Here is a 22603-nt window from a genome sequence, read left to right on the forward strand (position 1 = left end):
CGGCCGTCAGGCGGCCGTCATTCGCTGCTGGTCCATTCGACGTTTGCGCCGACGGAGCGCAGGTTCTCGACAAAATGCGGGTGCGCGCGGCGAATCGGCTGGGCGTTGAGGATTTCCGAGCGTCCGTCGATGCTCGATGCGACCATCAGCAGCGCGATCGCGACGCGGATGATGTACGGGCTCTCGACCCGTGCCGGGCCAAGCGGCAGTCCGCCGAACGTGATCAGGCGGTGCGGATCGGACTGGAACACATGCGCGCCGAATTTCGACAGCTCCCCCGTCCAGCCCATCGCGCCGTCGTAGATTTTGTTCCAGAACATCACGCTGCCCTGCGCCTGTACGCCGAGCGCGACGAAGATCGGCAGCAGGTCGACGGGCAGGTACGGCCATGGCGCCGCTTCGACTTTCGTCAGAATGTTGCGGGTAAACGGTTGCTTGACCTTCAGCGGGCCGTCGCGCAGCGCATGCGACCAGCCGTTCTCGTGTTTGACTTGCACGCCGAACTTCGCGAAGGTCCGGTCGATCAGCGGAAACTGCTCGGGGGAGCCGTTGCGCACCGCGATGTCGCCGCCCGTGATCGCGCCGAGCGCGAGGAAGGTGGCGATTTCGTGGAAATCCTCGGCGAAGCGGTGCTCGCCGCCGCTGAGCGGGCGGCCGCCCTGCACGCTGAGGTGCGATGTGCCGATGCCGTCGATCGGCACGCCAAGCATCGCGAGAAACCGGCAGAACTCCTGCACGTGCGGCTCCGAGGCGGCGTTGACGAGCGTCGACACGCCGCCGGCCGATGCCGCGCACAGCACGAAGTTCTCGGTGGTCGTCACGGAGGCGTAGTCGAGCCAGTGATGATTCGGCGTGAGCGGGCCGTCGGCGCGCACGATCAGCGAATCGGCGGTGCGCTCGATGCGCGCGCCGAAGCGCTCGAACACTTCGACGTGCGGATCGATTTCGCGCACGCCGAGCGTGCAGCCCTTGACGTCGTTTTCGAGCCGCGCGACGCCGAAGCGCGCGACGAGCGGCGGCACCAGCATGATCGACGAGCGCATCTCTTCGGGCAGCCGGTGCACGGTTGGATCGAACCGCGTTTCGCGATGGTGCAGATCGAGTACGCCCGTTGCATAGTCGATCGATACGTCGCTGCCCAGCGTGCGGAAAATCTCGAGAATCTTGCGGACGTCGGTGATGTCCGGCACGCCGACCAGCCTGAGCGGCTGATCGGTGAGGAGCGTCGCGCATAGGATGGGCAAAACGGCATTCTTGTTGGCGGACGGGGTGATTTCCCCACGAAGCGGGGCGCCGCCGTGGACGATCAGATTCGACATAACTGAGTGCAGGTGGGTAATGACGCGCAAGGTCGTTATCATGCCATCGTTCCGCCGGACTTTCGCGCTTTCGTTGCACGGCGAAGGCGAGGCCGCGTTCGCATCGCAAGCCTATCGCGCGCGTCACCGGGGCCGCGCGAAGCGGGACGGTTATTGGCGCGCGGCCGCCGATCGTGCCCTTTCAAGCGAGGCGGCACATGTCAGCCGAAAAGCCCTCTTTTACGAAGGCGGCTGTACTTGCCGCGCGGTACGCTGCCCAATGGCCTGCGCGCTGCTCATCGTGCATGGTTGCCATTGCCGCTGGCGTCTGCAGGAGACGGGCGCGTGGTTCGCGCTGCGCGGGAGCGCGGGGCCGGCGCGCTCGTCATGGCCGGGCGATTTCCGGGCGTCGAGCGGCGCAAGCGCGTATATATGGGCAGGGCGGCAATGGAAGGATGTGACGGAGCGGCGTAGAGGCCGCTGCGGGAGAAAGCGCGCAATCCATCCGCGGCTTCCCGTCGGTCGACACGCCGGCGCGTGTTGCGGTACGCCCGCGCCGGCGCGTGGTCGATGCCGGCGTGAGCCGGCATCTCAAGCATTACAGACAGCTGTTGATGTCGCTTGTGGCTGCGCCGTCGGCCGAGCCGCTGCCGCTGCGAAAGCCAACCCAGGTCTTCGCGTTGCTGGCGAATGCCGGGCGCACAACGGCGGCTGCGCCATTCGGCGGTTGCTGACCCGGAACGTACACGTCCGTTGCCAGACCGTTCGCGAGTTCATACTGTGAGACGACCTGCTGCTGCGCCTTGTCGGCCCAGGTCTTCGCAATGCAGGTTGCGACTTCTTCGGCCGGCTTCTGGCTTTGTCCGACGTTTTGAACGTCGGCGGCCGGCGCAGCAATGGCGGAAGTTGCCGCAACCAACGCGATCAGCGGTAAGTATTTCATGTTATCTCCTTCTGGTCGTGATTCACGATTCGGTTCTTAACGGGTACTGCGATGAAATGGAGTGTGCAATCGCGCCAATGTTCCGTCGATTCGGAAACAAGTTGTTAAGGCGCTTGCCAAACGACGAAGTTTGGCTCTGCGAAGCGAAGGAAACGAAGAGGAATCGGGAGGGCAGAAGGAATGAAAGATGCGATCGAAACCGTCAGCCTACGCCACGGCTCTGATGGCCGCTTGGCGTAGGGTTCGTGCTAACGGTGGCCCCGTCGCTGTTTGAGTTCATCATCGCAAAGTGACGGCGCAATGTCTGTTAAGCACTTTCAAATCGATCGTCCGAATTGTCATAGATTGTTCAGGGTGCCTTATTTGTTTGACGGTCAATGCAGGCTTCCTTACACTGACTAAACGTTCAGATCACGGGCTTACGTTTTGAACAGCGATAGTCGTATTCGCAAGGTTTTCCCGCCTGACATGCAGAACGCCTGCCGGTTTCCCGCTTCATCATTCCAGCCGCCGTTCCGCTAGTAGGCGAACGGCGCGCGTCGTGGCATTGCGCTACGCGTTTCAATGCTTCCGCGCTTCGTGTTGATTGGCCTGTGCGGCATCGGCATGCCGATGCCGCGCGGGCCTTGCCGCACCGCGCATGTTGCGACGGTGCGGGGTTGATGCATGCGCGAGCATGCGACGAAGGAGGATCAATGCCCGACGACAGTGACCCTTACCCTTTATGCCGACACCCCGACGCTTTTCATGGTCGGTTCGTGTGATAAACCGTTTCGCACGCCGCACGCCGCCTTCTCGGCCTGCCTGAGATACCGCGCTGCTTGTCCCGGTTCGTTGCACGAGCACTTCACTTCAACGCAATGAACCAGGACATACACCATGCATTTCGCACTTCTCGTTTCCGATTTGCCCCACCTGAATGAATCGCGGGCGTATTACGATGCGCTGCTTTCTCCCGATATCCGCGAGCCGAAAAAGCGGGGTTGGCTCGGCGCCTGCAAACGCTTGCTCGGCGCGCTGTTTCGATAACGCATTCGCCGCTGGGGGGCAGTTGAGCCGCCGGCGCCCGAATGGGGCGCCGGCGGCTTTTTGGTTGACGGCGGCCGTGGCGGCCGCCGCTCGGGCGCTCACCGCGAATCGTTCGAAGGCCGTGACGAGCCTCGGATAATTCCGGTCCGGCGGCGGGCCAACGGAGCGCTCTGCCATATTGCGGGGCGGGGGCGGGTGCTTGGTCGTCATGTCCGTCAGGCTGACGAATCACGCGCTCGATAAGCGATCGGCAGCGCGCGCTCCGATGCATCGGCGTACAATGCGCCGCATCCGATTCTGACGAATTCAAAATAATTGCCGTCCGCGATGCCCGCCTTCAGCTTGCCCAATGGCCCGCGCATCCGTTCGGCCGATTATCGGTCAGCGTATCGACCCAGGGCCGCATTCAGCGGCATGCGCCAACCATTGTCGCCGCCGGCCACCGTTTCCCCGCCACTCGTCATACCCATCCAATGGACATGCTCGAAAACATGCGCCTGTTCGTGCGCGTCGTCGAAGCAGGCAGTTTCACCGCCGTCGCCCGCGAAATCGATGCGACTACGGCCCAGGTTTCGCGCGCCGTGTCGAATCTCGAAGCGCACGTACAAACGCGTTTGCTGCACCGGACGACCCGCCATCTCGGGCTGACCGAAAGCGGGCAGCGTTATTTCGAACGCACGAAATCGATTCTCGCCGAGATCGATCACGCGAACGCGGAGGCGCGCAACGCGCTGCTGCGGCCGACCGGCAAGCTGCGGATTCACGCGATGACGGGGCTCGGACAAACCCACGTGGTGGCGTCGATCGTGCGCTATCAGGAGGACAATCCGGACGTGTCGGTCGAGCTGACGCTCGCGCAGCGGGTGCCGAATCTGATCGAGGAGGGGTACGACGTGTCGATCGTGTCGGCCGCTCATCTGCCCGATTCGGGCTATGTCGCGCAGACTTGCGGAGCGAGTTGCAGCGTGCTCGTCGCATCGCGCGAGTATCTTGAGCGGCGCGGCGCGCCCAAGACGCCCGACGAGCTTGCCAAGCACACCTGTCTGCGGCTCGATACGCCTGCGTCGCCGGGCGGCACGTGGCGCCTCGAAGGCGACGATGGCGAGGTGACGACCTACGATCTGCCGCCTGCGACGTTCCAGGTGAACGTGCCGGATGCAATGCGCGCGGTGCTGCGCGCGGGGCGCGGCATCGGCTCGATTTCACTTTACACCGCGCTCGATGATCTTCGCGACGGGCGGCTCGTGCGCGTGCTGCCGAACTATCGGCTCGATACGCTGAGCGTCTATGCGGTATACGCGACGCGCCGCTATCTCGACGCGAAAATCCGCACGTTCCTCGATCATCTGCGCACGACGCTCACGCCGATGCTCGAAAACGATCTGGCGGAACTCGACCGGATGAGCGCGGCGGCGAAGCGGGGCGCGCGGGCCAAGCGCGAAACCGGGTAGCGCGCGTTTCGGCGCGGGCGTTTGCGTCGCGCGCTGCAAGCCGGGTGAGCCAGCCGCCGCGCGGCGGCGGATTGTGCGACGCGCGGCGCGGTCGCGTCAGTGCGTGATCGACAGGAACAGATACGCGGCAAACAGCGACAGGTGCACGACGCCATGCAGCATGGTCGTGCGCCCGGTGCTCAGCGTGAGTGTGCTGACGAGCAGCGTGAGCGACAGCAGCACGGTTTCCATCGCACCAATGCCGAGCGTGAGCGGCGCGCCCGTCCAGATGAACACGGCGGCGACGGTCGGGATCGTGAGCCCGATGCTCGCGAGCGCCGAGCCGAGCGCAAGATTCATGCTGGTTTGCAGCCTGTTCGCGCGCGCGGCGCCGACGGCGGCAAGCCCCTCCGGCAGCAGCACGAGCGCGGCGATCACGATGCCGACTGCCGCTTCCGGCGCGCCGAGCCGCATCACCGTGCGCTCGACCGCCGGCGACAGCAGCTTCGCGAGCAGCACGACCGCGACGAGGCTCAATATCAGGAACACGATGCTGACGAGCGCGGTGCGGCCGGATGGGGGCACCGCGTGAACGGATTCGTCGGCGCTGTCGCTGATCAGAAAATAGTCGCGGTGGCGGACCGTCTGAACGAACACGAACATTCCGTAAAGCACCAGCGACGACACGCCCGCGAACGCGAGCTGCGACGTCGAGAAATGCGGGCCGGGCGCGGCGCTCAGATAGTTGGGCATCACGAGCGAGAGTACCGACAGCGACGCCAGCACCGCGAGCGCCTTGGCCGCGCCGCGCCCCTGGAAGTCCTGCTCGCCGTGCTTCCAGCCTCCGACGAGCAGGCACAGCCCGACGATCCCGTTGCTGACGATCATCACCGCGGCGTAGACCGTATCGCGCGCGAGCCCGGATTTTTCCGGGCCGCCCGACAGCATCACCGATACGATCAGCGCGACCTCGATCACCGTCACGGCGATCGCGAGCACGAGCGTGCCGAACGGCTCGCCGACCCGGTGCGCGACGACTTCGGCGTGATGGACTGCGGCGAACACGGCGCCCGCGAGCGCTGCGGCCACGAATGCAATGGCGAAACCCTCGGCGGGCATGACGCGCGACAGCGCGAGCACGAGCCAGGCGGCAAGCGGTGCGGCGAGTGTCCAGCGCGCGAGAGTGGGCGATGAAGCCGGCATATGATGTCCTCGATCGAAGCGGGAAGCGGGCGCAAGCGGGGCATTCTAGCAGGCGGGCCGGCGCCGCCATATCGGAGCGCAACGATCGGCGTGCCGCGTCGCGCATGGGTTGGGCGGTCACCGTCGACGCGTTCCGCTGGCCGATCCCGGTACGCCGCGCCGGGCCGAGTGGCCGAGGGCGTGCCCGCGACGCGGCCGTGGATGACGCCTGTTTCGGCAGTGTCCGATCCGATGCGCGCGGCGCATCGGCATGATCCGGCCGGGCGTTGTCGCCGGCCGATGTTGCCGCGCGCAGGGCAGCGATCTCATGGGCCGCCGCCTGCGGTTCGGCGACGTTCGACGCCTGGCGGGAGCATGGACGGCGCGCTGTGCCGAGATGCCCGGTATCCGTCGCGCGGGAGAGGGGCTTTATCGAATCGTTTGGTGGGCTCGGGCTCGCACAAGCCGGTTGGTGTCAGCGTGATTGCGCGAGCGCCGGGAATGGCGTGAATCCATCCGTCGGTACCGATGGGATGGTCGCGTCAAAGGGGGCGCACACGCGTTTCGGCAGACGGATAAACGCTGGGGTTGTTTTGCAGCGCGTGGCCCATCGCGGCGGCGAATGTGCTGGCAGACCAACCGGCAGCGGTCTTGAGCATATGATCGGCCGAAGCCGCAGTATCTCCGCGCCCCGATGCGCTTTGGGCGGCGATCAGGTTCAGTCCCGCGAAGCCGTCGCATGCCGCGCTGACCAGCTGGCAGCCTCGGGAGAGCCAGGTTCGATTTTTATCGAACAGCGCGTGGATGCCTTTCGCAATCGCACTGAGCGCCCATAATCCGCCGCTGAGCCGGGACGTATCGTTCGCCGTATCCGGGCGCAGAGTCGATGCGGCCGACGCGGCGGCGGCCAGCGTGGCCAATCCGTCCGATGCGTGCGCGCTGTAATTGGCGAGCTTTTCGGTGGTGCGCCGGGGCGCTTGCGATGGCGTTTGCGCCAGCCGTTGGCCGAGGTTGATGGCCGAGCCCGCGGCCCAAGGCAGGTCGGAGCTGATCAGATTGACGCCGGCGGGCAAGCCGCTGCCCGTGGAATGATTTTTCACTGCGTTGATGGCGTGTGTCGTCGATGCCAACGCATCGAGCATGATCGGCGCGGCGCGGCGCAGTTGAGAGGACCAGCCGGACGTGGCGCTGCGCGGCGGTAGCCCGTCACGAAGCCCGGAAGAGGCGGGGGCAGGCGCCGCAACGCCTGTCGATGGCTTGCGGCTTTTCAGGTTTAAATGAGCATGGGGCTCGGCATTGGCCGCACTGGCCGCATGGAATGAAAACGAAGGCGTCAGTTCGTTTACGCTGGGGTTGACCATGATTTACCACCTGTCGAATTCGATGACCTAAAGTGGCCAATCTAGTGGAAATCAGCAGCGCGCCGGGCAATGGCGCCGAAATGGCCTGCACGACGGCGAAAGCCCGGCACGGCTCGGCAGCAGGCGGCGTCAGGCCGCCGCGGCGAGCATCGGATAGGTGAACAGCCCGAAATGAACGACGTTCAGGCCGATATGCGCAAGTATCGCGGCCCGCAGTCCACCCGAGCGATAGGCGAGGCCGTAGCCCACGCCTGCCGCAGCGGAGAGCACGATCCATTGCCAGCCGCCGGCGGCATGCGCCGCGCCGAACAGCAGCGCGGCGATCGCGAGCGCCCACACGTGGCCGCCGCGCACGCGATTCGCCAACAGCCGGCTCAGGCCGCCTTGCAGATAGCCGCGAAACAGCGCCTCCTCGGCGAAGCAGACGAGCAGCAGATTATTCGCGAACCATAGCCAGCCCGATGTCGGCCACTTCGGCGACCAGCCGACGAGGCCGACGCCGAGCGCAAACACGAGGCAGGCCGCGGACGTCGCGACCGCCGCGCCGATGCCGACGCGCCATGTGCGTGCGCAGCGTTCGTCTGATCTCAGCCACGGCAGCACCCACAGCAGCCAAAAGCCGACGAGCGGTTTGTCGAGATTCAGATACATCGAGAACGGCACGGCGTCCGGCGTGAAACGGACCGGATCGATGACGCGTGGATTATGGAAGCCGGGCAGCCAGTGCAGCATCAGCGCGACGGCGAGCACGGCGAACAGGGCGTGGCCTGCATAGCGCACCGGTAGGCTGCGCTCGGGGGCGACCGCGTAGGCAGCGGCCATGAGTAACGCGATGGGCGCGAGCGCGACGGGTGTCAGCATACCGGTTGCGAGCGCGCCTGCATAAGCCAGTGCGCCGAGACCGATGCTGGCCGAGCGTAGCTTCGGCCCAAGCCAAACGGCCGCGAACGCGGCGGCAAACAGTGCGGCCCACACAGCCGCGAACCAGAAGGGGTTGCCAGTCATCAAGTGGTCGTAAGTTTTATGAAAGGCCGCACATCATACCGTCTTCGCGCTTCGCGGGCTCATGCATGGGATTCGGCAGCAGTCCCGGCACCATGCGGCGCGACGCGCGCTGCGCGGCGCACGCGCGGGCCCGCGGCTGGCGCAAGGCCGCGGGCCGCTTCGGTGCGCGGCCCGCTCGCGGCTCTAGATCGTGGGCTTCATCCCGATGACGAACTCGAACGACGCAACGCCGTCGACGCCTCCCGTCACGCGGTCGCCGGGTTGCAGCGCGCCGACGCCGGCCGGCGTGCCGCTGAAGATCAAATCGCCCGGCCGAAGTTCGACGGCGTGCGACGCATAGCTGACGATGTCGGCGACGGGCCAGATCATCTCGGCGAGATCGCCTTGCTGGCGCGTGTCGCCGTTGACGGCAAGCCAGATGCGGCCGCGCTGCGGATGGCCGATCGACGCGGCGGGATAAAGCGCCGATACGGGGCCCGACGCGTCGAAGCCCTTCGCCCAGTCCCACGGGCGCGCCAGCTTCTTGGCTTGGGCCTGCAAGTCGCGACGCGTCAGATCGACGCCTGCGCCGTAGCCCCACACATGCTCGAGCGCCGTATCCGCTGCAATCGCGCGGCCGGCCCGGCCGATCGCGATTACGAGTTCGATCTCATGATGCAAATCCGACGTGAGCGGCGGATAGGGAACCGTGCCGCTTGCCGCGACGATCGCGTCGGCTGGCTTCGTGAAAAAGAACGGCGGCTCGCGAGACGGATCGGCGCCCATCTCGCGGACGTGGTCCGCGTAGTTGCGGCCGACGCAGAACACGCGGCGCACTGGAAAGCGGGCGTCGGTCCCGCCGATTTCGACGCAAGGGGTGGCAGGCGGCGTGAAAACGTATTCGGTCATGGTGGGGCTTCGCAAAGGGGCGATGAAAGTGACGATAAAAGGACGCATTACCGCTGGTGCTGCAGGCAGGCGATGTGTCGCATGCCGACGATAGCAGCGCGAAGCGGGCGCCGATGCGACGGATGTATCGTCTTCATGGACAAAACTACGCGTGCGGTGTTGCGTTTTTCGATGTGTGTTGGATGAGCGGATCGCACGGGCGGTGGGTTGGCGCAGGCGAGGTGTTCGGGATGTCTGAACATATCGGAGTGTTTGACGTATTGGAATCGCCCGAATGATGCGACGTGTCTGACGGCGGCGACGCGTGCCGGCACTCCGGCGCACTGGGTGGTCACGCGTTGTCCGTGTGGTCCGACGCGTTTGAGCGGGGCGGTGTGCACGAACGATTCGGGCTGCTCGATAATGACGATGGACGCGGCTGGTGCGATGCGCCGGACGCACGCGCATCGCCCGACATAGTCGCGGCAGCGTCAGCCGCGCACCGCGCGCTGTCCGTTGCATTCGCGTCCCGGTAAGCTTTCGGCGATATCCCGACGCATGCGCGAAAGCGCCTCGAAAAATAACCTTCGTCGCGAAACCCGACCGCATGCGCGATATCGGCGATCCGGCGCGTCGTGTGCGCGAGCAACGATTGCGCGAGCGCGATCCGCCGTTCGGTGACGAGATCGGTGAAGGTGCGCCCGGTTTCCTTGCGGATCAGGTGGGCGAGATAGTTCGGCGTCAGGAATGCCGCGCGCGCGGTGCCGGCGAGCGTGAGACGATCGTCCGTCAGATGGGTGCGCACGTGCCGCAACGCCCGTGCCAGCGCATCGCGGCGGCCCGTGTGCGGCGCGTCCTCGTGCGCGAGTCTTAAGAGTGCGTCTGCATACTGCGTGCAGACGAGCCCGATCAGTTGCAGCAAATAGCCGCGCAACAGCGGCACCGAGCCGAACGTGCGCGTGCGATCGGCTTCCAGCATGCGTTGCGCGAGTTGGCGCGCATGGTCGAACGCGGTGCCCGTCAGAATGAAATCGATGAATTCCTGCAGCCGGAACGGCGCAAGCTCCGGCGTGTGTTGCAGGGGAAGGCTGTCGAGATCGAGCGGATCGATATCGAGATCGGCACGCAGGAAGGGCAGCGAAAAATTGATCACGACGAAATGCGCGCCCGGCGGATGCGCAATCAGATGCTCGCGATACGGCGGCACGAACGCAAGTGCGCCGCGTGGAAACGGCCGTGTGGCGTCGCCGATCCGGTGCTCGGTGTCGCCGCCGAGATTGAACTGGATTTGGAAGTAGGCATGCCGATGCGGCTCGGCGATGGCCGGGCGGCCGGTTTCGTCGCGAATATAGAAATCGAGACGGTCGCTTCGCTCGGACATTCCATAGGTGCGCGGCTGGGTGATGGCGGGCATGGGCGCTCAGGCGATTGGACGAGGGGCAAGTCGGGTGGGCGGGGGCACGGATGCGTGCCGGGATCGTCGGATTGTCGCTAAAAATAGGCGGTTCCGGGGAAGGCTGCACGTTGTTTTCCGCGTTTTCGGACCGCGGGAAAAAAAGCGTGCGGCGCAGGCACGGGCTGGTCTCGTGACATGATTGCGATTTATTATATAATAATCATTCTCATTTACATTTAACATCCCGGCGCGACGCCGGCATCGTGTCCATGGCAGCCAACCCTTTGCAACTGCAGCATGAAATCGCCGCGCTCTACACCGGTCATCGCGGCTGGCTGCACGGCTGGCTGACGAAAAAGCTCGGCTGTAGCGAGCGGGCCGCCGATCTCGTCCACGACACGTTCATGCGCTTGCTCGCGCGCACCGAGCCGATTAATGCGCTCGAACCGCGTGCATTTTTGACGACGATCGCACAGCGCGTGCTGTTCAATTATTGGCGGCGCGAGCGGCTCGAGCGCGCGTATCTCGATGCACTTGCGCAATGGCCGCAGGACGTGGCGCCGTCGCCGCAGACGCGGGCGATCCTGTTCGAAACGCTCGTCGAGATCGACCGGATGCTTGACGCACTGCCCGCGGCCGTCCGGCAAGCGTTTCTGCTCGCACAACTCGACGGCATGACGCATGCGCAGATCGCGGCCGAATTGAGCGTGTCGCTTGCGACGGTCAAGCGCTACCTCGTCAAGGCCGGTGCGCAGTGCTATTTCGCGGTTGCCGCATGAGCGGGCCGCCCGCCGTACCCGCGCATGTAGCGCGACGCGCGGTCGAATGGTGGGTCGAACTCGGCTCGGGCCGCGTGACCGATGCGATGCGCGCGGATTTTGCACGCTGGCGTGAGCAGGACCCAGTGCACGATGCCGCGTGGCGGCATATCGAGGCGGTCAATGGGCGGCTCGATCGCGTCGCCAGCGGATTGAATGCACAGGCCGTGCGTGCCGCGCTGCTGTCGCCGCCCGCGCAGGCGCGGCGCCGTAGAGCCGCGAAAACGCTGGTCGCGCTGTCGGTCGCGGGCGGGGCGGCTTGGATGGCCGACAGCTACGCGCCGTGGCGCGTGTGGGTGGCGGACGTGCGCACTGCTGTCGGCGAGCGGCGCACGCTTCGGCTTGCCGACGGCACGATCGTCGTCGTCAATACGGATAGCGCGATCGACATTCGTTTCGACGACGCGATGCGCCGCGTGCAACTGGTGCGCGGCGAGATCATGGTGACGAGCGGCCATGACGGCGCCGGCGGCGTGCGCCTTTCGCCGCGTCCGCTGGTGATCGCGACCGCGCACGGTGACGTGCGCCCGGTCGGCACGCGTTTCGCGGTGCGCGACCTGGGCGCGACGACGCGCGTCGACGTATTCGAAGGTGCGGTGCGAATCGCGCCGGCGCGATTCGCCGGCATGGGCCCGGTGATCGTCGCCGGCCAGCGTGCGGATTTCACGCGCGACGCGCTCGCACGCCCGGCTCAGCCGATCGGCCCGGATGCCGCCGCGTGGGAGAACGGCATGCTCGTCGCGTCGAATCTACGTCTTGCCGATTTGCTCGCCGAGATCGGCCGCTACTATCGCGGGCATGTGCGCTGCGACAGCGCGGTCGCGGACTTGCGCGTGTCGGGCACGTATCCGCTTGATGATCCCGAGCGCATCCTCGCGACGCTGCGTGCGACGTTGCCGATCGATCTCGATTATTTAACCCGCTATTGGGTAACGGTCGTGCCTGCTCGCGGTTAGGCGGCGAGATGCGCTGACCGACGCGCGCCGGAGATGGGCCAGATACAGGATTGACCGTGCCTTATCAAAAGCGGCCGTTATCGTCGCAATGAGGCGTGGCGGCATCCTCGGTTATGTATGCGGTTGATATATCTCTGGGCTGAGAGGGTCGGTAATATGCCCGCCGGATGTTTCAGGCGCGCGGCTGTCTTGCCCGTTTCCCGCAAATGTTACCTGTATCCTTCCCGTATCATTTCTGTCTCAGTCGAGGCTGATTTCCAGGATTAGCCTTGCCGCAACAGCATTTCTACTGCCGTTTGAAATGAAAATTCATTTTCCAAAATGAAAAATTTGATTGGTGGTGGCCACGGGCTCTGTGTAAATTTGAACAAGCTTCAGTGCGCCTGTTGATCCACCGAGACAGTTTGATATACCGGTTTCTTTGGTGCCGCATACGGTACGGATTTTCAGTGGAAGGAGATATTTATTTCCGGCGGATCTGGTGTCTACGGTTCTGACGGTGGCTTCGCTTCGGCGATTATCGGTCTGTTGGTATATGACATTGATGCTGGCTACTTTTCCCGATTCAAGCGTGCGGGAAACTTTCCATTCGATTTTAAAGGCGCATGAAAGATCGTTCTGCGTGACATAAAAGCTTTTTATGAGTCTTTTTGATAGATCGAATTCCATTGGTCCCGAATCGGAAACGCATGCGGCACCAATGCGTTCGACGTAAACGGGGGCCGGAGAGGGGTTGTTCCAAATTACTTGATATTGATAGGGTGCGGCGTGGGCCGAATTCAGTGTTCCCGCCATCAACACCGAAAGCACTAATTTACTGAAATGCGGTGTGGAGACCTTGTTCATGTTTTGACCTTGAATTGAAGTTCGTAAATTGTTGTGCAGTCAAATTAAAAATCTTGAATTCATCGTGGCTTGAAAATAAAATCACTCGAATTTAATTTCGTTGATTTTAAATATTCTGCCAGGTGGAACTGGTTTTTTTGAAAATTGAAGGCGTCTGGCAATGGTTCTTGGTTCTCTTGCACTGCTTTCGCGATAATTGTCGAGTGCATTGAGTAGTTCGATAAATAAATCGCAGTAAAAGTTATTGCATGGATGAGGGGCGAGCCTATTTTGTTGTAAATGAAATATTGGTTCGTTGGCAAATATGCGGCGCAACTGTCGGAGCGATATTTTTTAAAAATGGTTGTTATTAATAAATTGTGGGCTGCGATAATAATTGTTCTTTTGGGTTGCCGTAATTTCAATGTCTCGATGTGGCTTGTTCAATGGTAAATTTGCTTCAATATTTTTCAAGCTTGTTTTTAGAGTAACAGGTCTATTAATACGTGAAATCGGATTTCTGAAATATGTGAGATATATTTCTTTGGCTAAAACAATGAGATATATATGCGAAATATTGATGGATAGCTTGTTCCGCCTTATGGGTGTCTGTCGATCAAGTGCCGAGGCCGAAATGACATCATTGAGATTTTAATAAATGGATAATCTTCGCTGAAATTTCGCCTTCCAGTGAATCGCATGTAGACCGAACCGCGAGGCACGTAAGGGGGATGTTCAAGATGCCGAAAACAGGTATATGCGGCGGAGTGCAAAACGACGGCCGTAACGACGAGGACAAACGCATGAGCGTGAGGGTTCCCGTTTCAGGGTTTGTCTGAACAGACGCTGCGCAACTGGGGAGGCTGGCCGAAGGGTGCCGGCAAGAAGCCGGGGCAACAATGCCTCCGCGCTTGGTGCCGAAGACAAGCGGCTGCAAGCAGCGCCCGACTGAGCTGTTTTCGATGTTCGCGTGACATGGGAAGCGAAGGCTGCATTTCCTCATCGTCAACGAGTCATCGATCATGGATTCATTCTGCAATCGCAACCGGCGGCGCGGTGCCGAGCCCGCGAGCCTGTCACGTTCGCCGGCCGGCCGTGTCGCGCATGCTGGTACGCTTGGCTGCCGTCGCGCGGCGCAGGTCGGCGCGGCGGCGCTTACGCCGCGCCGCGCTGTCGCGAATCTGGCTGCCGCCATGCTGTTCTCGGCGCTGGCCGCGTCCGCCGCAGCCCATGCGGCCGCGGCGGAGCCGCCGGCCGAGTCGTCGCGCGTCTACGATATTCCGGCCGGCCCGCTCGAAGCGGCGCTGAACCGCTTCGGCAGTGAAGCGGGCATCCTGCTGTCGTTTCCCGGCGAGTTGGTTTCGGGGCTGCATAGCCCGGGCCTGCGCGGCCGCGTGAATACCTGGTCAGCGTTTGACCGGCTGCTGACGGGCACCGGCCTCGTCGCCGTGAAGCAGCCGGGCGGCGGCTACACGCTCGAAAAGCTGCCCGGCGCGGCGGCCTCGCCGTCGGCGGGGGGATTGGCGACCGACACAACGTTGCCGACCGTCTCGGTACGCGGCAGCCAGCCGCATGCCGACAGCTACCGGCCGCCGCGCGAGGCGGCCGGGCTGCGCAGCGACGTGCCGCTCGCCGACGTGCCGCAGGCGGTCAATATCGTGCCGCAGCAGGTGCTGCGCGACCAGCGCCCGCGCAATCTCGACGATGCGCTCGCGAACGTCAGCGGCATCACGCAGGGCAATACGCTCGGCAGCACGCAGGACACAGTGATGAAGCGCGGTTTCGGCGACAACCGCGACGGCTCGGTGATGCGCAACGGGATGCCGATCGTTCAGGGCCGCTCGCTGAATGCGACGGCGGACAGTGTCGAGGTGCTGAAAGGCCCGGCATCGCTGCTGTACGGGATCATGGACCCTGGCGGCGTGATCAACGTCGTCACCAAGCAGCCGCAGCTCGCGCGCCGTCACGCGCTCTGGGCGGGCGGCTCGACATACGGGCACGGCAAAAACGGCGGCGAGATCGGGCTCGACTCGACCGGCGCACTCGGCGACTCGAAGCTTGCGTACCGGCTGATCGTCGATCAGACCGACGAGTTGTACTGGCGCAACTATGGCGAGCATCGCGAAACGCTCGTCGCGCCTTCGCTCGCCTGGTACGGGCGCGATACGCAGGTCGTGCTGTCATATGAGTACCGGAGATTTCTGATGCCGTTCGACCGCGGCACGGCGCTCGATCCGCGGACCAACGCGCCGCTGGCGATTTCCAGCCGCACCCGGCTAGACGAGCCGTTCAACGATATGCGCGGCGAATCGAATTTGGCGCAGCTCACGGTCGATCACCAGCTCGCCCCGGACTGGAATGCGCATTTCGGATACAGCTACAACCGGGAAGTCTATGACGCCAATCAGATCCGCGTGACCGGAGTGGACCCCGTCAAAGGCACGCTGACGCGCAGCAACGATGCGACGCACGGCGCGCGCAGCGTCGACAGCTATGCGATCGCGTATGTGGATGGGCATTTGACGCTCGCCGGTATGCGGCACGACGTGCAGATCGGCGTCGATAGCGAATACCGGCGGATCTATCGCGCCGATCTGCTGCGCCAGCCGATCCAGACACCGTTCAATTACCGCGATCCGGTCTATGGGCGGATTTCGCCGTCGAGCCAGGTGTCCGCATCGGACAGCGACCAGACCGATACACTGCACGACCAGTCGCTGTTTTTTCAGGACAGCGTGCATCTGACCGACAAGTGGATCGTCGTCGGCGGTGCGCGTTTTTTGCGCTACAACCAGGTCGCGGGGCGCGGCCGGCCATTCAACGCGAACACCGACATTTCCGGCACGAAATGGCTGCCGCGGGCAGGCGTCGTCTATAAGTGGAGCGACGCGCTGTCGCTGTACGGCAGCTATACGCAATCGCTGAAGCCCACGTCGAAGATCGCGCCGATGGCGGGCGGCTATGTGATCGGCGCGTCGACGCCGCCTGAGCAGGGCACGTCGTGGGAGCTTGGCGCGAAGCTCGACATGAAGAACGGCATGGCCGGCACGCTGGCGCTATTCGACATCGACAAGAAGAACGTGCTCGTTTCGCAATTCAACGACGCGACCGGGCAGACCGACTGGCGCGCGTCGGGCCGCGCGCGCTCGCGCGGCGTCGAGCTGGACGTGTCGGGGCAACTCGGCGCGCGCTGGAACGTGATGGCGAGCTACGCGTATCTCGATGCGAAGACGACGGAAGATCCTCTCTATGCCGGCAACCGGCTATGGAACGTCGCGCGGCATACCGCGTCGATTACGGCGGCCTACGACGTGGGCACGGTGTTCGGCGGGGACGATCTGCGTCTGGGCGCGTCCGGCCGCTACGTCGGCGCCCGGCCGGGCGATTCGGCCAACAGCTTCACGCTGCCCGCCTATGCGACCGCCGACGCGTTTGCGACCTACGACACGCGCATCGGCAAGCAGAAGCTCCAGCTCCAGCTCAACGTGAAGAATCTGTTCAACCGCACCTACTATCCGTCGAGCGTGAACCGGTATTTCGTGTCGATCGGCGATGCACGGCAGGTGTCGCTGCTGACGACGTTGGAATTTTGAGCGCGGCTTCGTATCGCCGGCGGATTTATTTCGCGATCCCAATCGATCAATGGCGCGGCGGGTTGCAAACGGGCCGCGCGCAGAACAGAGGCAATTCATGAAAAACCGATTCGATCCTCGGATGAAGGCACGCCGCACGCTGCTGCGTGCGCTGTCGTGCGCGGTGCTTACATGCGCGGTTGCCGCGCCGGGCGGGGCGCGCGCCGCTTCGGCGGCCGCAACCGCGTTGGCTGGAGCGCATTGCGCCGCGCCGGGCGCGGGCAAGCGGGTGGCGATGCTCGTGCAGCTCGCCGGGCCCAATCTCGCGACCGATCAGCGCGTGAAAACGCATCTGGAGGCGCGCGGCTATAACGTGCGCCTGGTGGACGAGGCGCAACCCGTCGACGCAGCCGCCGACGCCGATCTCGTGATCATCTCGTCGACGGTGTCGAGCAAACGGGTCGGCAGCGGCTGGCGCACGCTCGCCAAGCCGCTGCTGACGTGGGAAAACGACATGCTCGACAGCCTCGCGATGACGGGCAAGCGACACGATATCGATTTCGGCGCGACAGCCAACGAGCGTTATCTGTGGCTCGTCAACGCGCCGCATCCGATTGCGGCAGGGTTGCCCGCCGGCAAGATCAACGTCTACGGCAAGCGGATGCCGATGAGCTGGGGCAAGCCGGGGCTCGGCGCGACGATCATCGCGACGGTCTATGGCGAGCCGGGCAAGGCCGCGATTTTTGCATACGAGAAGGGCGCGACGATGGACTACGAGTCACTCGCTCCCGAGCGCCGCGTGATGTTCCTGCTGGATAACGACACGTTCGGCAATTTGTCGCCGGAGGGTGTCGCACTGTTCGATGCCGCGCTCGATTGGGCGGCGAGCGCGCGCTGCTTGATGGAGTGATTCAGCGCTCGGCGGCGTTGGCGGCGATACGGAAAACAGTCGCGCACGCCACTCCGCTTATAAGGTTCGGCGCTTGGATTGAGCTTTCGCGAAATTTTGCGAAAGCGGCACGCAGGTCATCGCCGCGAAGCGGCGCCAGCTTCGTGGCTTGACCGGTACACGGCGCGGTGCACGAGCGCTGTTCGACGTGCTTGTTTGTCAGCGCGCGGCGCTTGCAGGCAGGCCAATTCCGCGCCGTTGCCGTCCCGGTCACGCCGCTTGCCGCACGTGCCGCCCGCGGCCGAACGCCGAACCCAACGCAAGCACCGCGAATACGAGCACACCGGTTGCGACCTGCTGCCAATAAAAATTCCAGCCGATCAGCAGCAGCCCGTTTGCGACAAAGCTCATCAGCAGCACGCCGACCATCGTGCCAGCGACATTCGGCCGATGCGTCGCGGACAATGTCGCGCCGATGAAGCTCGCGCCGATCGCATTCAACAGATATGCATTGCCTGCCTGCGGTGCATACGATTTGACCGTCGACGACAACACGAGCCCCGCAATCCCATAGATCAGTGCGCTCACGACGAATACGCCGGCCGTCAGGGCACCGATGCGCAATCCCGAATAGCGGGCGACGCCAGGGTGCGCGCCAAGCGTGCGCGCCTGGCGGCCGAACGTCGAGCGTTCGAGCACAAGATGGAGCGCGATCGCAAGCGCCGCGACGATCCACAGCGGCAGCGCGACGCCGGCGAACGCGCCGTGCGCGAGCGCGTCGAACGCGCTCGGCGGCGCGGCGCTCAACAGGTAGATCGGTTGCCCTCCGCCGGTCGCGAGCTGCTGGATCGTCTGGCCGATGAACAGCGTGCCGAGCGTGGCAAGAAACGGCGCGATGCCGAGGCGGGTGACGAGCAGCGCATTGAGCGTGCCGACGGCGAGCGCCGCACCCAGCCCGGCGAACGCGGCGCTCGTGAAACCGGCATGATGCGCGAGCGCCGATACGCACACGAGGCTTGCCACGTCGACCGCCGTGCCGAGCGATAGATCGATCGCGCCGATCGACAACGCGAGCGTCATGCCGAGCGCGGCGATCGCCAGCAATGCGAAATGATTGACGAGCACCCGCTCGACGTTCGCGAGTGTCGCGAATCCGGGCGCCGCGACTGCGAAGAAGACGAGCACCGCGGCGAGTGCGCCGACGGCGGCGAAGCGCTGCAGGCGATCGGCGAGGTCATGCATCGAATGGTCCCTCCGAATGGCGCCGACGCAGCAACGCGACGGCCGCGACGACGCAAAGAATCAGCGCGCCTTCGATGCCGCTGACCCAGTAGCTCGAGACGTTGTTCAACTGAAAGCCGTTCGCGAGCATGCCGACGAACAGCACTGCGGCAAGCGTGCCGGGGATCGTCGGCACGAGCCGGCGCGAGAACACGACGCCGAGCAATACCGCCGCGACGACCGGCAGCAGATTATCGCCCGCGCCGGGTGCGCTGCCGCTCAGCAGCGCGCACGATGCCAGCGCGGCGAATGCGGCCGACAAGCCGCTGGCCAGATAGCTCGATGCCACGTAGCGATCGACGTCGACACCCACGGCGAGTGCTGCCGTGCGGTGCGTGCCGACCGCATGGAGCGTCAATCCGTAACGCGTTCGATGGATGAGAACGGCGAGCGCCGCCGCGCCGGCCATCAGCACATATGCGAGCCACGGCAGGTCAAACGGTCCGTTGCCGAGCAGCGCGGCCGCGAGCGGGCTCGTGCTTGGAACCGGCGTGTTTTCGGTCAGAACGAGTTCGAGGCCCGCGCAGATGTTCATGGTCGTCAGCGTCGCGAGCAGCGGCAGGATGCGCAACGATGTGACCGCCCAGGCGTTCAATGCGCCGATCGCCACGCCGGCCGCGCAGGTGGCGGCGAATGCGGCGGCGTCGCCGTAACCGTTGCGCGTGAGCACGGCGAATACGGCCGCGCACCAGCCGAAATTCGCGGCGATCGACAGATCCAGGCCGCCTTTGATCGCATCCGCGCCGCCGCCGATCATCACGATCGTCAGCCCAAATGCGAGCAATCCGGTCACGGCGCTTTGCTGCAACACATTGCCAAGGTTCGCGACGCTCAGGAACAACGGCGAGCTGGCGCTCAAGCCGGCGAAAACCAGTATGAGCGTCAGCCACGCGGCGCCTTGCAGCGCGAAGCGGCGGCCCAGGCGGCGATGGCTACGGCGGGGCGCGGCGGCGCGGGACGAGCCGAGCTTGAATGCGCCGCTCATGCCGTTGCACCGCTGGCTGGGGGCGCGGCATCCGAGTGCTGCACCGCTTGCGCCGCCGTCTGCGCAGCTTCATCCGGCCTGCCGCCGGCATCGCGGCGCTCGCCTCGCGCCAGCGTTGCCCATCCGAGTATGTCCTGCGTGGTCGTTTGTAACGACGCGCGCTCGGCAACGATCTGGCCGCGCGCCATCACATAAACGCGATCGGTTACGTCGAGCAACTCGGTCAGATCGGTCGTGAACAGCAGCACCGCCGCGCCCGCACGAGCGAGTTCGTCGATCAGCCGGTAGATCTGCGCTTTCGCGCCGACGTCCACGCCAAGCGTCGGCTCGTCGAGCAGATAGACCGACGAGGCGCGGCCGAGCCATTTCGCGAGCGCGACTTTTTGCTGGTTGCCGCCGGACAGAAAGCGGGCCGGCCAATCGGCGCGAGCCGGACGGATGTCGAGCCGGCGGATCAACGTCTGCGCTACCTGGGCGGCGCGGCGCTCGCGCACGAAGCCGAAACGCGACACGCGCGGCAGGCTGGCGAGCACGATGTTTTCGCGAACCGGCAGCGTGCCCGCGACACCGTGCGCGATGCGGTTCTCCGGCACGAGCGCGATGCCGTGCGCGAGCGCGTCGTGCGGCCGGCGCAGCTTCGCGGGCCGGCCGTCGACCGCGAGTTCGCCGCGCACGCCGCGCTCGAGGCCGAACAGCGCGCGGATCACTTCCTTGCCGCCGGAGCCCAGCACGCCGGTCAGCCCGACGACTTCGCCGCGATGCACGGTGAAAGACAGGGGGCCGAAGCGACCGGGCAGCGTCAGCCCGCGTGCGTCGAGCGCGAGCCCGCTCGGCACGCGCGGCGCGATTGGCTTGCTGGCTGCATCGTGGCGTCGAACGGGGGCTGCCGATGGTGTGCCGAGCATCGCGGCGACAAGTGCGTCGTGCGAGGTGGCGCGTGCGTCGAGATGCGCGACGTCAACCCCGTCGCGCAATACGCTCACGTGATCGCAAATGCGGGGGATCTCGTTGAGATAATGCGACACGTAAAGAATCGTGAGGCCGTCGTCGCGCAGCCGCTCGATCGTTTTCAGCAGCCGGTCGATTTCGCCCGATACGAGCGCGGCAGTGGGTTCGTCGAACACGAGAATCTCGCTGCGCCGCAACAGTGCATTCGTGATCTGCACGATTTGCTGCTCGGCGACAGACAGCTCGCCGATCAGGCGATCGGGCGGCAGATCGATGCCGAACTGCTCATCTAATACCGCGCGGCTTTCGCGGCGCATTCTGCGCATGTCGAGCGGCAGCAGCCGGCTAAGCCGAGATCGGCCGCTCAGCATCGTCGGCGGGTGCGGGAAGAACAGTGCCTCGGCGACCGTGAACGTCGCGGGCAGCAACCGTTCCTGATGAATGAAACCGATGCTCGCCGCCTGCGCGTGCGCACGCGCGCCACGGCGGGCCGCAAGCGGCGCGCCGCCGACGAGAATGCTGCCTTGGTCCGGCGCGTGAAGGCCGGCGAGGATTTTGATGAGCGTGGATTTGCCCGCGCCGTTCTGGCCGATCAACCCATGCACGGTGCCGCGCCGCACCGCGAGCGATACGCCGCGCAGCGCGGCTACGCCGCCGAAGCTTTTGCTGACGCGCGATACGTCGAGCGCGAGCGGAGCCGATGCCGACGTCATCGCCGGGCAGCCTCGGCGCTGGCCGGCGCCTGCCCGGACGTGCGTTGCACGGCGTTTGCATTGTCCTTGGTCACGAGCACCGACGGCACGAACGTATATGCGGGCAACGACCGGTCACCGGCAAGATAACGCGCGACGTTGCGCACGGCGGTCCGGCCGATCAGCGCCGGCTGCTGCGCGACGACGGCCGCCGCGCTCGATTTCGGATTCCTGACGAGCGTGATCGCATCGGGGCTGCCGTCGACACCATACGTGCGGATTTCATGGCGGCCCGCGGCGTCGACGGCCTGCGTCGCGCCAATCTGCGGAATGTCCCACGCGGCCCAGATCGCCGCGACCGAGCCCTTCGGATATTTCTGCAGCAACTGGCTGATCTGCGCATAGGCGTTTTGCGCGGTATTCGGGATCACGTCGCGCAACTCGGGCTCGATGATCTTCACCTTCGGATACCACTTGAGCACGGCCTTCAATTGATCGTAGCGGATCGCGCATACCGGGACGCCGTAAAAGCCGTTGAAGACGAGAATATTGCCTTCGCCGCGAATGTCGTTGACGAGTTGCAGTGCGAGCTGCGAGCCGATCACGAAGTTGTCCGACGTGACGACATTCAAGCTGGACGGCGATGCAGTGTCGATCGTGAAGAGCGGAATGCCGGCCTGCCGGATTTTTTTCAGCCACGGCTCGAGCACCGAGACGGTGCCGAGCTGTTCGATGATCGCATCGGGTTTTTGCGCGATCAACGTTTGAATCTGGGCGATCTGGCGGCTGTCGTTGCGTCCCGCGTCGAGCGCGACGGGCGTGCCGCCGAGACGTTTTACCTCGTCGACCGCGCCTTGATACGCTTGCAGATCCCAATAGTGATCGGTGCCGGCGGCCGTGATGCCGATCCGTTTGCCCGCGAGCGTCAGGCGTGCGGTATCGGGGCTGTCTGGCGCGGCCGCCTGGGCAAAACCGGCGATCAGGCCGGCCGCAAGCGCGGCGGTACGCAGCAACGCGGGCAGCAGGCGGGCGAACGGCGAGCGCGGTTTGGCCATGTTTCGACGAAAATCCGGTAACAGACGTTGAGACGAGCTAAGCATTTTGTGCAAGCGTCTCGCCGAATGGA

The 22603-nt window shown here is 64.5% G+C and carries 18 protein-coding genes and 1 pseudogene; 7 read left to right on the plus strand and 12 right to left on the minus strand.

Going from position 1 to position 22603, the window contains the following annotated elements:
• Window positions 1–17: 17 nt before the first annotated feature.
• Window positions 18–1319, minus strand: a complete 1302-nt coding sequence (locus AQ611_RS19880; protein WP_059514361.1) for a UDP-N-acetylglucosamine 1-carboxyvinyltransferase — start codon at window positions 1317–1319, stop codon at window positions 18–20.
• 220 nt (window positions 1320–1539) lie between these two features.
• Between AQ611_RS19880 and AQ611_RS26790 the strand changes: the two are divergent.
• A pseudogene (locus AQ611_RS26790) lies at window positions 1540–1656 on the plus strand (GFA family protein); the annotation flags it as partial.
• Between the two features lie 240 nt (window positions 1657–1896).
• Here the strand turns inward: AQ611_RS26790 and AQ611_RS19885 are convergent.
• Entirely contained in the window at window positions 1897–2241 is a 345-nt protein-coding gene (locus AQ611_RS19885; RefSeq protein ID WP_069235782.1) for a hypothetical protein, read from the minus strand.
• Between the two features lie 879 nt (window positions 2242–3120).
• On the opposite strand from AQ611_RS19885, the gene AQ611_RS26190 reads away from it, so the two are divergent.
• Both AQ611_RS26190 and AQ611_RS19890 read left to right on the plus strand, forming a co-directional pair.
• Window positions 3121–3270, plus strand: a complete 150-nt coding sequence (locus AQ611_RS26190; protein WP_180978105.1) for a hypothetical protein — start codon at window positions 3121–3123, stop codon at window positions 3268–3270.
• Window positions 3271–3743: 473 nt separating this feature from the next.
• Window positions 3744–4721, plus strand: coding sequence for a LysR family transcriptional regulator (locus AQ611_RS19890; protein WP_069235783.1), 978 nt, complete (start codon window positions 3744–3746; stop codon window positions 4719–4721).
• A gap of 96 nt (window positions 4722–4817) precedes the next feature.
• On the opposite strand, the gene AQ611_RS19895 is transcribed toward AQ611_RS19890, so the two are convergent.
• The 5 genes from AQ611_RS19895 to AQ611_RS19920 form a co-directional block, all read right to left on the minus strand.
• Window positions 4818–5903 (minus strand): calcium:cation antiporter, encoded by a 1086-nt coding sequence (locus AQ611_RS19895; RefSeq protein WP_059514351.1) that lies wholly within the window; start codon window positions 5901–5903, stop codon window positions 4818–4820.
• Between the two features lie 521 nt (window positions 5904–6424).
• On the minus strand, window positions 6425–6982 hold the full coding sequence (locus tag AQ611_RS19900) for a hypothetical protein (protein WP_146011717.1): 558 nt from the start codon (window positions 6980–6982) through the stop codon (window positions 6425–6427).
• 390 nt (window positions 6983–7372) lie between these two features.
• Window positions 7373–8248 carry a CPBP family intramembrane glutamic endopeptidase gene (locus AQ611_RS19905; RefSeq protein ID WP_069235785.1) on the minus strand — a complete coding sequence of 292 codons (876 nt, stop codon included), beginning with the start codon at window positions 8246–8248 and terminating at the stop codon, window positions 7373–7375.
• 183 nt (window positions 8249–8431) lie between these two features.
• Window positions 8432–9136, minus strand: a complete 705-nt coding sequence (locus AQ611_RS19910) for a fumarylacetoacetate hydrolase family protein (protein ID WP_069235786.1) — start codon at window positions 9134–9136, stop codon at window positions 8432–8434.
• A gap of 331 nt (window positions 9137–9467) precedes the next feature.
• Window positions 9468–10496: an AraC family transcriptional regulator gene (locus AQ611_RS19920; RefSeq protein ID WP_069236418.1), complete on the minus strand. Its 1029-nt coding sequence runs from the start codon at window positions 10494–10496 to the stop codon at window positions 9468–9470.
• Window positions 10497–10780: 284 nt separating this feature from the next.
• Between AQ611_RS19920 and AQ611_RS19925 the strand changes: the two genes are divergently transcribed.
• Both AQ611_RS19925 and AQ611_RS19930 read left to right on the plus strand, forming a co-directional pair.
• Complete coding sequence (locus AQ611_RS19925; protein WP_069235788.1) at window positions 10781–11290, plus strand: sigma-70 family RNA polymerase sigma factor; 510 nt, start codon at window positions 10781–10783, stop codon at window positions 11288–11290.
• Entirely contained in the window at window positions 11287–12285 is a 999-nt protein-coding gene (locus tag AQ611_RS19930) for a FecR domain-containing protein (protein ID WP_069235789.1), read from the plus strand. The genes AQ611_RS19925 and AQ611_RS19930 overlap by 4 nt, the downstream gene beginning before the upstream one ends.
• Window positions 12286–12594: 309 nt before the next feature.
• On the opposite strand, the gene AQ611_RS25775 is transcribed toward AQ611_RS19930, so the two are convergent.
• A complete protein-coding gene (locus AQ611_RS25775; RefSeq protein ID WP_146011716.1) occupies window positions 12595–13131 on the minus strand; it encodes a hypothetical protein in 537 nt (178 codons plus the stop codon).
• Between the two features lie 1001 nt (window positions 13132–14132).
• Here AQ611_RS25775 and AQ611_RS19935 point away from each other — a divergent pair.
• The gene (locus tag AQ611_RS19935; protein WP_069235790.1) at window positions 14133–16703 is read left to right on the plus strand and encodes a TonB-dependent siderophore receptor; all 2571 of its coding nucleotides are present in this window, start codon (window positions 14133–14135) and stop codon (window positions 16701–16703) included.
• Window positions 16704–16800: 97 nt separating this feature from the next.
• Window positions 16801–17592: a hypothetical protein gene (locus AQ611_RS19940; RefSeq protein WP_069236419.1), complete on the plus strand. Its 792-nt coding sequence runs from the start codon at window positions 16801–16803 to the stop codon at window positions 17590–17592.
• A 249-nt stretch (window positions 17593–17841) separates the two neighbouring features.
• On the opposite strand, the gene AQ611_RS19950 is transcribed toward AQ611_RS19940, so the two are convergent.
• The 4 genes from AQ611_RS19950 to AQ611_RS19965 are packed head-to-tail and all read right to left on the minus strand — an operon-like array spanning window position 17842 to window position 22532.
• A complete protein-coding gene (locus AQ611_RS19950; protein WP_059514323.1) occupies window positions 17842–18813 on the minus strand; it encodes an ABC transporter permease in 972 nt (323 codons plus the stop codon).
• Window positions 18806–19837 (minus strand): ABC transporter permease, encoded by a 1032-nt coding sequence (locus tag AQ611_RS19955; protein ID WP_059514320.1) that lies wholly within the window; start codon window positions 19835–19837, stop codon window positions 18806–18808. The genes AQ611_RS19950 and AQ611_RS19955 overlap by 8 nt, the downstream gene beginning before the upstream one ends.
• Window positions 19834–21498: a sugar ABC transporter ATP-binding protein gene (locus AQ611_RS19960; RefSeq protein WP_069235792.1), complete on the minus strand. Its 1665-nt coding sequence runs from the start codon at window positions 21496–21498 to the stop codon at window positions 19834–19836. Before AQ611_RS19960 ends, AQ611_RS19955 begins: the two co-directional genes overlap by 4 nt.
• Window positions 21495–22532, minus strand: a complete 1038-nt coding sequence (locus AQ611_RS19965) for a sugar ABC transporter substrate-binding protein (RefSeq protein ID WP_069235793.1) — start codon at window positions 22530–22532, stop codon at window positions 21495–21497. The genes AQ611_RS19960 and AQ611_RS19965 overlap by 4 nt, the downstream gene beginning before the upstream one ends.
• Window positions 22533–22603: the final 71 nt, after the last annotated feature.

Source organism: Burkholderia singularis, assembly GCF_001718875.1.
Taxonomy (GTDB): domain Bacteria; phylum Pseudomonadota; class Gammaproteobacteria; order Burkholderiales; family Burkholderiaceae; genus Burkholderia; species Burkholderia singularis.